Here is a 12,147-nt window from a genome sequence, read left to right as displayed (position 1 = left end):
GATCATGACTCAAACTCATGAAGAACTTGAAAGTTTAGACGAACAACTCGTTTATGACATTGAGGATTTAATCCGTATTACTAAATTTAAAGAAGATATGTTGAAAGAATATTTTTTACATGATCCACGGATATTGCGTTGGCAACGTCGAGGCAAAACACGGGGCAAACGTGTTTGGTTAGCTAAAGAAACGCGTAACGCTATCCGTGAAATCATGTTAAATGAATGGCCAAGCTAAAAATAATTGCACGGGCAGGTGCTTTAGCTTAAGACCATGAGCCGAGGGCAATCGGCAGAACTAGGAGAGCCAGGGCAATGGCTCAATAGCAAGTTATCTTGCTAATTAAAGTATATCTCTATTTCACAAATAAATGTGTTCTTAGCTGGAACATCAAAGTGTTCGTTCCATTTTGGAACACGGGGGAGAAACGAAAATGGATTATGGAAAGATACTGAAAGGATTCAGAGAAACGGCAGGCTTTACACAACAGGAACTGGCTGACTTATTAAACCGCAGCCGTTCCTGCATAAGTAAATTTGAGAGTAATCGTAAGTTAACGGATATTGCCACTTTTAGAGAATGGGTTACAGTAACAAATTGTGAATTTCAAGCAATGGTAGTTTTATTCGGCACAGATATTTTTGCAAACGTATCACAAGCTTTATCGCTAGTACCGGCATTTATACGTGTTATTTCAATTTTTTAGGGGGGAGTTAGGTGCGCATTAAACCAAGAGTGTGGAGAATCATGACAGTCAAACAACGCTTACAAGCTATGTATTTTATGGCACAAAAAAACCGCTAATCACGGGAATGATTAACGGTTTAGGGATTTATAACAAATGTAAACTCATTATATCAAATTTTTACAGACAGCGCGAGAGATTTCTCGCTCTCGTCAAGCAGTCCTCAATCGGTTGGTTAGCCGGTCCTCATGGAGAATTGAGGGTTGCTTGATGGGATTCCGTCGGAAAGTAGGTGATTGAATGTCAGCAATTGAAAAGATAAAACTAGCTATAGCTGTAATTGAAAAGTACGGATTTAAATCGATTATCGGTATCGAAGCAACGAAATTTGACAATACGACAGCAAATGTTCATTTATCGGATGCAACAGAATTAACCGGCTTCGATTGCCAAGTTGTAGACCATGACCAAATGCGAGAAGTGTTAGCGATGGTAGACGGAGTAAGGGTGTTTGTAATGTTGGAAATCGAATCTACCGTGGCATGAAAAAAACCACTGCAGCAACAGTGGTCTTGAAAAACATTATTTCTGAAATTATATCACAGGAGGTTTATTTATATGAAGAAAATCGAATTAATCTTTATCAAATTACGCAATTTTAAAGGCATTAGCAAGCTAGATGTTGATTTAAAACGTGAAAACGCTCGAATCTACGGTGACAACGCAACAGGTAAAACAACTGTATTTGATGCTTTCCTTTGGCTGCTTTTCGACAAGGACAGTAACAACGATTCTAAGTTTGCACTCCAAACATTAACCGGCTCAGGTCTCAAAGTGCACAATTTGGAACATACAGTTGAGGGGACTTTTTTGGTTGATGGTGTAGAGGTTCATCTAAAAAAAATTTACAAAGAAAAATGGACAAAGAAACGTGGTCAAGCTCACCAAGAGTTTTCTGGTTATACAACTGACCATTATGTAGATGAAGTACCAGTTAACAAAAAAGAGTATGTCGCAAAGGTAGAGTCGATTGTTCAAGAGGACGTTTTTAAACTTTTAACTTCACCAACTTACTTCAATGAAAACGTGAAATGGCAAGAACGACGTAACATTCTATTAGCTGTTTGCGGCGATATTTCAGATGAAGATGTTATTGCATCAGATCCAACATTAGCAAAATTAAATGATGTACTTAGCGGAAAATCAATCGAGGATATGAAGAAGATTATAGCTAGTCGTAAAAAGCACATTAATGCTGAATTAGAAAAGATTCCAGTGCGAATTGACGAGATCCACAAAATGATTCCAGAAGTACAAGTGGATGATACTGCTTTAAAAGCCAAAGTTGAAAAACTAGAAACGGAAATTAACGGCTTAAAAGACCAACGTTACCATATTACGAACGGTTCGGCAGTATTGGACAAGCAACATGAATTAAAAGAGCTTGAAATGCAGTTGGCAGATTTCAAGAGGACATTTGAAGCGGACAGCAAGCAAGATATTTATAAGCTTCAAACGCGCATTCAAGAGTTACAGGGGAATGTTCAAATCATTAAAGCTGAAATTCGTATGAATGACATGGATAAAAATGATGCAGAACGCGAAATCAAAGCATTTACAGACAGAATTTCAAACAACGAACAATCAATGCAGCGTTTGCGTGAAGAATTTGCACTATTAAAAAAGCAAGAATTTGAATACAACGACGAATGTGAATGTCCAACTTGTAACCAACCTTTACCTGAAGAACAAGTTGAAGCAGTACGTGCAGAGGCACTTGCACAATTTAATGAACGTATTTCAAAACGGCAAGGAGAAATAAAAGCAGAAGGTCCAGTATTTGCAGAGCAAAATAAACAAATTCAAGCAGAAATTCAAACAATTAACGAAAATCTCGCTTCTATAATTATTCCTAAATCAGAGGAACTGCATGAAAAATTAGCTTCCGTCGAAAAAGAGCTATCGAAATTCAACGAGAAGCTCCAGCAAGCACAAACAGCTGTGCCGGATGTGACAACGACGGAGAAATATCAAGAAATATTAAGCGAAATTAACTTAACGCAAGCTCTTATTGCAGAAATAAAAGCGAATGCCAATGAAGTTGTAGCAGACATTGACGCAAACATCCGTCAACTGGAGGAAGAAAAGCGTGCTGCTAATGCTGAATTGGGTCAACTAGCCAATGCTGAAAATCAACGTAAGCGAATCACAGAATTAGAAGCAGAGCAACAACGTTTAGCTGCTGAATATGAGGTGCTAGAGGGCAATTTATACCTCATTGAAACATTCACTCGAAAGAAAGTTGAAATGCTTACAGAGCGCATCAACAGCAAGTTTAAATATGCTCGCTTCAAATTATTCGAAGAGCAAGTCAACGGTGGTCTTAATGAAGTGTGCGAAACATTGTATGAGGGCGTACCATACGGTTCCGGCTTAAATAACGCTGCAAAAATCAATGTTGGCTTAGACATTATCAATACTTTATCGGAGCATTACGGCATCCTAGCACCAATTTTCGTAGACAATGCCGAGGCAGTTACGAAATTCATCAATGTAGATGCGCAATTAATTAGCTTAGTCGTTTCAGAGAAGGACAAGCAGTTACGAGTTGAACTTGATCCAATCGAATTGAAGGAGGCTATCTAATATGCCAGTTAAAACGGTAGCAATTGACGCTAGTTTAGCGTTTAACAGTAATACCGAGGATTGCATGGTACTACGATTAAGTGGTCAGTTTGAGCACTTAGTAGAAATTGCATACCCATTCCATGAAGATACACCGAATTTCCGTTTATCAATTCCACAGGCGTTAAGTTTACGCAATGCAATTGATGATTTAATCAAAGTGAATTTTATCGAAGTACCTAAGGAGGATGTTAAGTAATGTCAAATGAGCTAATGACAAAAGCAATTCAATTTGAGGTAAATGGTGAGCCGGTTAAGTTATCCGGCAACACCGTTCGCGAGTATTTAGTATCTGGCAATGGTGCCGTATCAGACCAAGAAGTTGTAATGTTCATGAACCTTTGCAAATTCCAAAAGTTAAATCCATTCCTTAACGAAGCGTATTTAATCAAATTTGGTAGTCAAGCTGCACAAATTATCGTTTCAAAAGAAGCGTTTATGAAACGCGCTGAAAGTCATCCGAAGTACCGTGGTTTTGAAGCTGGTGTAATCGTAGACCGTGGAGGACTTTTAGTTGAAATCGAAGGGGCTGTAAAGCTAAAAGACGATGTGCTAATCGGTGGTTGGTGCAAGGTTTATCGTGACGATCGTAAAATGCCAATTACTTCAAAAATAAGCTTTGAAGAGTTTTCCAAAGGGCAAGCAACTTGGAAGCAAATGCCTCTTAATATGATTCGGAAATCAGCCATTGTAAACGGCTTACGTGAAGCGTTCCCGGAAAGCTTAGGAGCTATGTACACGGAAGATGATGCAGACGTTAAACAACGCCCGATAGAGCAATCTATTCAACAAGAAATTATCGAAAATGCAAATCAAGAAATTATTGATATTAAATCCGATACGCAACCGCAAAAAGAGCCAGTCACTCATGTTCAAGATGCTCAGGTTATTACAGAATATGAGCAACAACAAGAATTACTTTCATCAGAAGATGACCCAGGATTCTAAAAATGATTGATATTCAAACAATCGCAACAGGTTCAAAAGGTAACTGCTATCGCGTGAGCGATGGCAGTACAGCCTTACTTTTAGAAGCAGGCATAACCTTTAAAGCAATTCAACAGGGACTAGATTTTAAAACTTCTGAAATAGACGGTGTTCTTGTATCGCATGAGCATATGGACCATTGCAAGGGCGTTGAGGGCTGTTTAAAACGTGGCATGACAATTTATATGTCTCAGGGCACAAAAGACGGCATGGGCTTAGACAATGCTCAAATTCGCATTATTAAAAGCAAAGAGCAGTTCCGAATTGGTACATGGACAATCCTTCCATTTGACGTGCAGCACGACGTAAACGAGCCATTAGGGTTTTTACTTCAATCAGACAATGGCAGCAAGCTCTTATTTGCAACAGACACCTACTATATTAAATACAAGTTTAGTGGATTAACACATTTAATGATTGAGTGTAACTACGATCAGCAGACACTCGATGAAAATGTCGAAAGCGGTCGTACACATCCAGTTATGCGAAAGCGTGTAATGCGCTCTCATTTTTCACTGGAAAACTTAATCGAATTTTTCAAGGCAAATGATTTATCGAAAGTTGAAGAAATCCACTTGCTGCATTTATCAGATTCAAACAGCAATGTTGAACGAATATTTAAAACAGTAGCAAGAGCAACAGGAAAATTAATTCACATTCCATAGGGGGGTCAGGGCAATGTCTCTCAAAAACACAAATAGTTACAACAAAACATTCCCAGTACGTAAATCGTTGGCACATTTAAACGAATTTATTGCTGAAAAAGGCAAGCAAGGTTGGAAGTTAAAGGGCGAAATTAAGCAAAATTACAATGGAGATTATCAATGCATGATGGTGCGAGAGCGCGTTTTGCAATGAATTAGGAGGGCTAGGGCAATGGCTAAATACAGACAAGTACACACAACATTTTGGGATGATGGCTTTGTTATTGATCTTACACCAGAAGAGAAATACTTCTACTTGTATTTAATGACTAACAATAATACAACGCAATGTGGCATTTATGAATTGCCATACCGAGTAATCGAAATGCACACAGGTTACAACCGAGATACGGTTCTCAAGTTACTGGAGCGCTTCAAGGAGTACGGAAAAATCGAATATAACGTTTCTACTAAAGAAATTATGTTAATTAATTGGGCGAAATACAACTTCATTAATTCACCAAAAGTGAAGAAATGTATCGAAAAAGAGCTCCAATCTGTGAAGCATAAACCATTCGTGAATATGTATATAAACAGTCTCGCAGAAAACGGATACCATATCGATACCGTATCAATAGGGTTAAATGAAATTTCTGCAACTAAAGTAACCGAATCTAGTAACAGCAAGGGTTCGATACCGTATCAATACCCTATGGATAGTCCATGCATAGACCTGGGGGAAGAAGAAGAAAAAGAAAGAGAAGAAGAACAAGAAGAAGAAAGAGAACAAGAACAACATAAAGAACAAGAATCGGCTTCGCCTTCTTCTGTAGCAGTAGTAAATCCTTTCAGTTTTTATGCACAAAATGGTTTTGGATTAACCATGAATGATATAACCCGTGAAAAAATTGTTGCCTGGTGTAACGACTTATCAGATGAACTTGTTGTTCATGCCATGCAAATTGCCATGGAACGAAATAGAGTCAGTTGGTCTTATGCAGAAGGTATCTTAAAGAATTGGCATTCAAAAGGCGTTAAATCCTTAGAAGATGTACAAGCCTTAGTTGCTCAATTTGAAGCGCAGCAAAGTCAAAAGAATCGTGGTTTCGGAAATCAACGAAGTGAAAATATCCCAGATTGGTTTTATAAACATCAAGCGGAAAAGAAAGAGAAACCTGTAACTAATGAGCCAATTGATTTTGAAGCTGAACGCAGAAGAGTTTTAGAAAAGCTAGGTGGCGCATGACAAAACAACAGGTAGATCAAGCAATCAGTGAATTAATTAGCGCATATGTATTTCCTTTGGAAGCTTTACTGGATGTACATACGAGATTGCTAGGCTGTACAGATGTACATTATGCAGCCCAGCAGTTGCGCTACCTTCAAAATTTAGTGGCTGCAGGAATGGCCAAAAGGAGATGAAGAAATGAAACTAGTGTTCATGAAAATAGACAACATCGTTGAAACGTCTAAAGGAAAAGTTATCAATATTCCAACAGGAGGCATCCAGTTTGAATACCGTGGGAACGTAATTCAATCTATAGAGCCAGTGCAGCTTGAAATGAGCCACGATGGAAGATTCCAAAATATCGTTCGTCAAATGGACTTCGTAGTCTATACAGATCAATCGCTATTTGCATCAGGAAAAATGATGTACGGGTCAGTGTTTAGTGTTGTAGCTCATGAGGATGTACAACGTGCCGTTTATAAAGAGATTGTGAAGCGTTGCAAGGTTGTTCCGATGTACAAGCCAGTGAACGAACGAGAGCTGTTTGCAAGGGAATATGAATCTGCTTATGCGCAGTTACTGGGGGTGTAAGGATGAACTTGCAAAAATTATTTGAGACGCAGGCAAAGTTGGATGAACACATATACGAAAAGCATCCTGAGCTACGAGGACAAAACAATCTGGATTGGAAGATCCTTGCGCTACAAGTTGAACTAGGTGAGTGTGCGAATGAATGGCGTGGGTTTAAGAAGTGGAGTAATGACCAGGAGCCACGTACTTATGTTCCGAATCCTAATGATCTATGCAAAGCGTGTGACGGACAAGGTTACACAGGTAAACATTTAGACATCAAGCACTGGAAATTTTGCAAAGAGTGCGATGGTTGCGGTGCTCATTATCACAATCCTTTGTTAGAAGAATACGTAGACTGCTTGCATTTTATTTTGAGTATTGGCAATGACTACACCTACGACAATTTTAAAGATGTTCAATACATGTTGGAACGTGCAACTATCATTAGTAACACATCACGAAAAGATACCGTAGAGATATTTAACTTTCTATTTCATAGAGTAGGTAGTCTGGCAACAGGTAGAGATGATAGACCTTACAGAGATGATATTTTACCTTTATTTCTCGTGTTAGGTGAAAGACTTGGCTTCTCATGGGATGAAATCGAACAAGCCTATTTCGCCAAAAACAAAATTAACCATGAACGTCAGGAGAGTGGTTATTAATGAAACTATGCGAACGCTGCAACAGACAGTTAAAGACAGCCAAAAGTATGGAGTTAGGGTTTGGTCCAACTTGTTATAAAAAGCATTTAAAGGCACTAGCAGACGCTGAATTTGAGCGTAATCAAGTGACGATTGATGAGGTGATAGAAAATGATAGAGAAAATCGCAAGTCGGCTTAAAACACTTAGACAAGCCTATGACTATTCGGGCGCTTATGTAGCTGATCAAATCGGTTATTCTCCTAATCAGTTGTGGCAGATTGAAAAAGGTAATTGCATTCCGAAGATTGATTTTATCGCAAAAGTTTGTACGGTGTATGGAATCTCCATTGACTTCCTGGTGTTTGGATCAGATGAGGATTTCCAAAAGCATATCAATGAGCTATTTAAACATGACATGGATGCAGAGCTTGTAGCGGTAATGATCCAACAGGGTTATGGCAGGGCCAATACAAGATGGCATCGGTAAAGTAGGTGGGATGAGATGTGTTACATGGAGCTTTTCAAATTGGTAGATGGCAAAGAGTTGATGGTTGCAGGCATGTTTACGGGAGCAGAAATAAAATTCCATCGGGCAGAGGGTTATCGTGAACGTCCAGTAAATAAAAATGGGATTCGAGTGGCATAGGAGTGATAGAGCAATGATTCAAAAAAACAGATCATATGCCAATCGAGGTGCGTTCTTAGAGCGCATCATCGATATGGCTAATAATAAATACCGTAATGCAGGTGTGGCAGATATACGCAAAGTTCCTACACCAGTAAAAATCCTAAAGCAAACAGGCAACAAAATTACTGGACATACGGAAAAGCCTACATGGGTGGACTATTCAGGGATTTATAACGGACGAGCGATTATTTTCGATGCTAAGCAAACGGCACTTACAAACTTCCCGCTTGAAAATCTATCAGAGCATCAATATAGATTACTAGAATCATGGGCAAATAAAGGCGCTGTTGCGTTCCTAGTCGTTTATTTCAGTAAGTATGATAAATACTTCATGTTACCTTTTGAAACGCTTAAATGGGCCTGGGAGCGTTCAATAACGGGTGGTCGTAAATCAATTGCGTATAAGGAATTTGAAACGATGGCTCATGAGGTTAAAAGTAAGGATGGATACACGCTGCATTATTTGGATGCGGTTTGATGAAAAAGCTACGAATATTTATAGACTGGCTGGTTTATTTGGTGGATCGGATTATTAAGTAATAACAAATTATGTGCAGTAAGTAAGGAGTGATTTTTTGGAACAGTTACCAGAGAACGTCGTGAGTATTGATTTAATAAAATTTGAACGAAATAGAAATAAATTGTGTGAATGTAATAGTTTGCACATAACGATTGATACCAAAAACCGCAAACTGTATTGCCAACATTGTCAAGCTGAACGAGACCCGTTTGAAGTAGTTTCAGCGATGGGAGCAAGATTTGGTGAAATAAACGAACGTCTTGAAAAGTCTTTACAGCAAAAGAAAGAGCTAGACAATTACAAGCCTCATTTAAAAATCATCAAAGAACTTGAAAGTAAGACGCGTGCTGGCAACAATCAAATGCACCCGATTTGTCCATGCTGTGACGAGCCGTTTATGTTAGCAGAGTTAACAAGATTTTACGGTGCAAAGTTTGTAAACGGACAAATCGTCGAACGTATTGCAGCTAAAAGAAAATTAGAAAACGAAGGGAGCAAGTGAAATGACAGAAGAAATTAGATTCTTAAATGATGGTGGCATTATTTTAAAAAATGAAGAGGGAATTTTTTATCACAAATCAAATGCGGAAAGTTTACCACTTACGGTAGATAGAGAAGAAGGTGAACGCCTATTCGAAGCAGGCAATGAAATTTACGTATTCCAAGTTTGCGAATGTGATGCAGTGGCAGCCTCTTCGCTTAAAGAAGCACTTGCTTGGTACAAAGATCTAACGGGATTAGAGGATGATGAATTGTACGAGTACGATGGAGTAGAGCTAATTGAACATGCTCACAAGGTTAATAAAGCAGAAGAGGATAAAGGTCTTATTACCGTCCGCGAAATCCTTGAGAAACATTGGAAAGGTGAACCGTTTATCGCAGTTACAACAGGTGGTTACTAAGTAATCCGAACAGTAAGTTTAGCAAATTAAAAGAAAAGGTCCTCTCTTGTGAGAGGACAATATTAATTATTCGAATAAATCAAGACCAAATGCTGCTTTAGCCGTTTCAATTATTTCTTCGGCAGACTTAAAGCCTTCGTCAGCTCTATTATCTTCATAATAGTGTTTAATATCAATGCCTTCTAATAAGGCTAAAATCGCTTTTACTTTAAGATCATGATTCCAAAAAGGCATATTGGATTCACCCTCAATTGTAACTTTAACGTCTGTTTTTCCAGATTCAATTGATCCAGATGCAATTGTAATAGTTTCATGCGGCATTTTAGAAAGCCTCCCAATATATGTATTATGTAAAATATTGTAACTTATTTATTGGGAATGGTATACAATTTATTGCACAAAAAAAGACTCAAGCCACAGCTCAAGTCAGCAAAACTATCGAGATTATTATAGCAAGTGTGTACGGTTAACGCTAAAGAATTAAACACAAAAATTCAAAAATTCCAAAATTCCAATTCCAATTTATTTTGTATCAAGCAAAATATATAAATTTTCAGCAAGTTTTTTGTAGCTATCCTTTGTTTTTTCTATCGCTAACAACAATGTTAAAACAAAATACGGAAGATGAATAGTGAATCCACTTTTTAAAGAAAGAAGAGAATATACAATATATATTAATGTAAAGATGGTGCCTGCAAGCCATATAATAAACAGTCTTTTGGATTTTACAAATTTATCTTGTGTAGTGTTCTCAGTCATAGCAAAAATTCTAATAGTAAGATAAATGGTAATAGAGATGGTAATAAAAATTAAATATGAAACATCGTTTTTAATTAAATTATTATAAGAAGTTTGTTCTATAAAAACCGTAATGGCCAACATTTGTAAAACAGTAAAAGCTATTACGAAAAATAAAAAGAATAAACCTTCAAAATATGCTTTGGAACTATTTATTCTAGGAATAGAGTATTTTATCACCTCTAGGAAATTTAAAATTCTCTTTGTAAATAAATAATGTCTATTATTGAAATTTATAATTATTTGGATCATCAATATTAAACAAAATAACAAGGGTATTGTCCAACCGTATTCATAATTTACATCTTGTTGTTTTACATTTATTGTAACTGCTATTGCAAAAATAAATGCGCTTACAATATAAACAGAAATTAACATAGCAAAAACAGAAATTAATCTAGAAATGATTAAATTTATTTGCCCTTCTTTGTTAATATATTTAGATTCTAATTCTTCTACGCCTTTTAATATTCCTATAATAAGTACTATTAAATTATTTTCTTTCGGCATATGTATTTTCTTTTTATTCATAGAATCACTCCTTTATTAAAGAATACGAGTGTGTTTGGGAAAAGTTTCAAAATTTAAAAAACCGCAGCGAGTACATGCGCTACGGTTTACCTCTTGCTATATTTGGGTGACATACCAATTATAGCATAAGGGGGCAATCTTATGTATTTTCCAGAGTTATTAGAAGAATACAAGCAGTTGTTGAAGCAAATGAAGTCTGAGGGCGTGACAAGCGGTGATTTATACCGTGAAGTAAAACAGGCAATTGAATGGATGGAAACAGGTTATGACCCTGCAGAGTATCGGGCAGCTACTCGTGTGGACGCATTTCCGATGGATCCGTACCATATGCAGACTTATATGGCTTATGCAAACAACGATTATGAAATGTTGGATAGTATGGCCAACCTACAGAACTATTTAGAATCACATCAAGATGAACAGCGTTTTAGAGCCGACTGGCGAAAAGCTGAAGAAAATAAGAGAAAAGTTAATTGTGCATTAAAAGGGTTAACAGCAGATGAAAAAGCGGTATTTGTTGCAATTGAAGCTGAGCGCCTGCCATTTAGTAAGGTTGCTAGAATGCTAGATATTAGTAAAAGCACGGTGCAGAGTTATTACAATCGGGCTAAACGGAAGATTCATGCAAATATTACTCATGGCACGCAGGAAAGTTTGTTTGATGATATTGCATAACTGAACAAAAATTGTAAGTAAAGGAGTTTTAATAATGGCGAACAAGTATAAATGTATAAACGAATTTGTTGTAGATTCATATGACGAAAACGAGCAAGTGGAGGAGAATGATTTTTTTATTGTAGAAGTCGGTTCCATTTGGGAATTGCAAGATGAATCTTATTTAAGCGATGTAAGATTAATGGACAATGAAGGAAGATGGTTAGAAATTGCTCAATCACATTTAGTTGAAGATTTCGTTAAGTTAAATTAAACAACAATTTAAGTTTTTGCCATACGAATTCCCTATATATAAGAGCACTTATTTTTACCACAAAATAAAAATGAGAGGCTACAGTATTTGAGATTTACCGAGGAGCACAGATAATTGGTGCTCCTTTTTCTGTACATAAAAATGGGGGTGAGCGTTATGATGACAGCTTTGAAATGTGAGAAGTGTGATAGACCAGCGCAGTTAAAGAAGCAGGCTACTGGACGAACACGGAATGGGCATTTGAATGTTAAGAAGGTGTATGAGTGTGTTTGTCCTTGTGGAGCAGAAATAAAGCCTATGATAGAGTAGGGCTATGAGATAGTACGTATTG

The 12,147-nt window shown here is 37.3% G+C and carries 22 protein-coding genes; 20 read left to right on the top strand and 2 right to left on the bottom strand.

Annotation, left to right across the window (positions count from 1 at the left end; genetic code table 11):
* The first annotated feature begins 4 nt into the window (after window positions 1–4).
* From MKY13_RS12215 to MKY13_RS12130, 18 genes are all read left to right on the top strand, one after another.
* On the top strand, window positions 5–238 hold the full coding sequence (locus MKY13_RS12215) for a hypothetical protein (protein ID WP_339212993.1): 234 nt from the start codon (window positions 5–7) through the stop codon (window positions 236–238).
* Window positions 239–434: 196 nt separating this feature from the next.
* Complete coding sequence (locus MKY13_RS12210) at window positions 435–707, top strand: helix-turn-helix transcriptional regulator (RefSeq protein ID WP_339212992.1); 273 nt, start codon at window positions 435–437, stop codon at window positions 705–707.
* A gap of 279 nt (window positions 708–986) precedes the next feature.
* Window positions 987–1,232, top strand: coding sequence for a hypothetical protein (locus MKY13_RS12205; protein ID WP_339212990.1), 246 nt, complete (start codon window positions 987–989; stop codon window positions 1,230–1,232).
* A 72-nt stretch (window positions 1,233–1,304) separates the two neighbouring features.
* Window positions 1,305–3,332, top strand: a complete 2,028-nt coding sequence (locus tag MKY13_RS12200; RefSeq protein WP_339212989.1) for an AAA family ATPase — start codon at window positions 1,305–1,307, stop codon at window positions 3,330–3,332.
* 1 nt (window position 3,333) lies between these two features.
* Window positions 3,334–3,570, top strand: a complete 237-nt coding sequence (locus MKY13_RS12195) for a hypothetical protein (RefSeq protein ID WP_339212988.1) — start codon at window positions 3,334–3,336, stop codon at window positions 3,568–3,570.
* On the top strand, window positions 3,570–4,319 hold the full coding sequence (gene bet / locus MKY13_RS12190) for a phage recombination protein Bet (RefSeq protein WP_339212986.1): 750 nt from the start codon (window positions 3,570–3,572) through the stop codon (window positions 4,317–4,319). Before MKY13_RS12195 ends, bet begins: the two co-directional genes overlap by 1 nt.
* A 2-nt stretch (window positions 4,320–4,321) precedes the next feature.
* A complete protein-coding gene (locus MKY13_RS12185) occupies window positions 4,322–5,023 on the top strand; it encodes an MBL fold metallo-hydrolase (RefSeq protein ID WP_339212984.1) in 702 nt (233 codons plus the stop codon).
* Between the two features lie 13 nt (window positions 5,024–5,036).
* Window positions 5,037–5,216, top strand: a complete 180-nt coding sequence (locus tag MKY13_RS12180) for a hypothetical protein (protein WP_339212982.1) — start codon at window positions 5,037–5,039, stop codon at window positions 5,214–5,216.
* An 18-nt stretch (window positions 5,217–5,234) separates the two neighbouring features.
* On the top strand, window positions 5,235–6,248 hold the full coding sequence (locus tag MKY13_RS12175) for a DnaD domain protein (RefSeq protein ID WP_339212981.1): 1,014 nt from the start codon (window positions 5,235–5,237) through the stop codon (window positions 6,246–6,248).
* Window positions 6,245–6,424 carry a DUF6877 family protein gene (locus MKY13_RS12170; RefSeq protein ID WP_339212979.1) on the top strand — a complete coding sequence of 60 codons (180 nt, stop codon included), beginning with the start codon at window positions 6,245–6,247 and terminating at the stop codon, window positions 6,422–6,424. The genes MKY13_RS12175 and MKY13_RS12170 overlap by 4 nt, the downstream gene beginning before the upstream one ends.
* A gap of 4 nt (window positions 6,425–6,428) precedes the next feature.
* A complete protein-coding gene (locus MKY13_RS12165; protein WP_339212977.1) occupies window positions 6,429–6,821 on the top strand; it encodes a molecular chaperone in 393 nt (130 codons plus the stop codon).
* 2 nt (window positions 6,822–6,823) lie between these two features.
* Window positions 6,824–7,468, top strand: coding sequence for a dUTP diphosphatase (locus MKY13_RS12160; protein WP_339212975.1), 645 nt, complete (start codon window positions 6,824–6,826; stop codon window positions 7,466–7,468).
* Complete coding sequence (locus MKY13_RS12155; protein WP_339212973.1) at window positions 7,468–7,647, top strand: DUF6011 domain-containing protein; 180 nt, start codon at window positions 7,468–7,470, stop codon at window positions 7,645–7,647. The genes MKY13_RS12160 and MKY13_RS12155 overlap by 1 nt, the downstream gene beginning before the upstream one ends.
* Complete coding sequence (locus MKY13_RS12150; protein ID WP_339212971.1) at window positions 7,619–7,936, top strand: helix-turn-helix transcriptional regulator; 318 nt, start codon at window positions 7,619–7,621, stop codon at window positions 7,934–7,936. The genes MKY13_RS12155 and MKY13_RS12150 overlap by 29 nt, the downstream gene beginning before the upstream one ends.
* A gap of 24 nt (window positions 7,937–7,960) precedes the next feature.
* Complete coding sequence (locus MKY13_RS12145; RefSeq protein WP_339212969.1) at window positions 7,961–8,095, top strand: hypothetical protein; 135 nt, start codon at window positions 7,961–7,963, stop codon at window positions 8,093–8,095.
* 13 nt (window positions 8,096–8,108) lie between these two features.
* Window positions 8,109–8,615 carry a Holliday junction resolvase RecU gene (locus tag MKY13_RS12140; RefSeq protein ID WP_339212967.1) on the top strand — a complete coding sequence of 169 codons (507 nt, stop codon included), beginning with the start codon at window positions 8,109–8,111 and terminating at the stop codon, window positions 8,613–8,615.
* 97 nt (window positions 8,616–8,712) lie between these two features.
* On the top strand, window positions 8,713–9,159 hold the full coding sequence (locus MKY13_RS12135; protein WP_339212965.1) for a hypothetical protein: 447 nt from the start codon (window positions 8,713–8,715) through the stop codon (window positions 9,157–9,159).
* Window position 9,160: 1 nt separating this feature from the next.
* Window positions 9,161–9,559: a hypothetical protein gene (locus MKY13_RS12130; protein ID WP_339212963.1), complete on the top strand. Its 399-nt coding sequence runs from the start codon at window positions 9,161–9,163 to the stop codon at window positions 9,557–9,559.
* 66 nt (window positions 9,560–9,625) lie between these two features.
* Here MKY13_RS12130 and MKY13_RS12125 read toward each other — a convergent pair whose 3' ends face one another.
* Window positions 9,626–9,880, bottom strand: coding sequence for a hypothetical protein (locus MKY13_RS12125; RefSeq protein ID WP_339212961.1), 255 nt, complete (start codon window positions 9,878–9,880; stop codon window positions 9,626–9,628).
* Window positions 9,881–10,081: 201 nt separating this feature from the next.
* Window positions 10,082–10,888, bottom strand: coding sequence for a hypothetical protein (locus MKY13_RS12120; RefSeq protein ID WP_339212959.1), 807 nt, complete (start codon window positions 10,886–10,888; stop codon window positions 10,082–10,084).
* 141 nt (window positions 10,889–11,029) lie between these two features.
* Here MKY13_RS12120 and MKY13_RS12115 point away from each other — a divergent pair, with 141 nt between their 5' ends.
* On the top strand, window positions 11,030–11,563 hold the full coding sequence (locus tag MKY13_RS12115) for a sigma factor-like helix-turn-helix DNA-binding protein (protein ID WP_339212957.1): 534 nt from the start codon (window positions 11,030–11,032) through the stop codon (window positions 11,561–11,563).
* 34 nt (window positions 11,564–11,597) lie between these two features.
* Entirely contained in the window at window positions 11,598–11,816 is a 219-nt protein-coding gene (locus MKY13_RS12110) for a hypothetical protein (RefSeq protein ID WP_339212955.1), read from the top strand.
* Window positions 11,817–12,147 lie beyond the last annotated feature (331 nt).

Source organism: Solibacillus sp. FSL W8-0372 (genome assembly GCF_037969735.1).
GTDB classification, from domain to species: domain Bacteria; phylum Bacillota; class Bacilli; order Bacillales_A; family Planococcaceae; genus Solibacillus; species Solibacillus faecavium.
The sequence above is the reverse complement of the archived record's forward strand: the minus strand, read 5'-3'. Positions and strand labels throughout refer to the sequence as shown.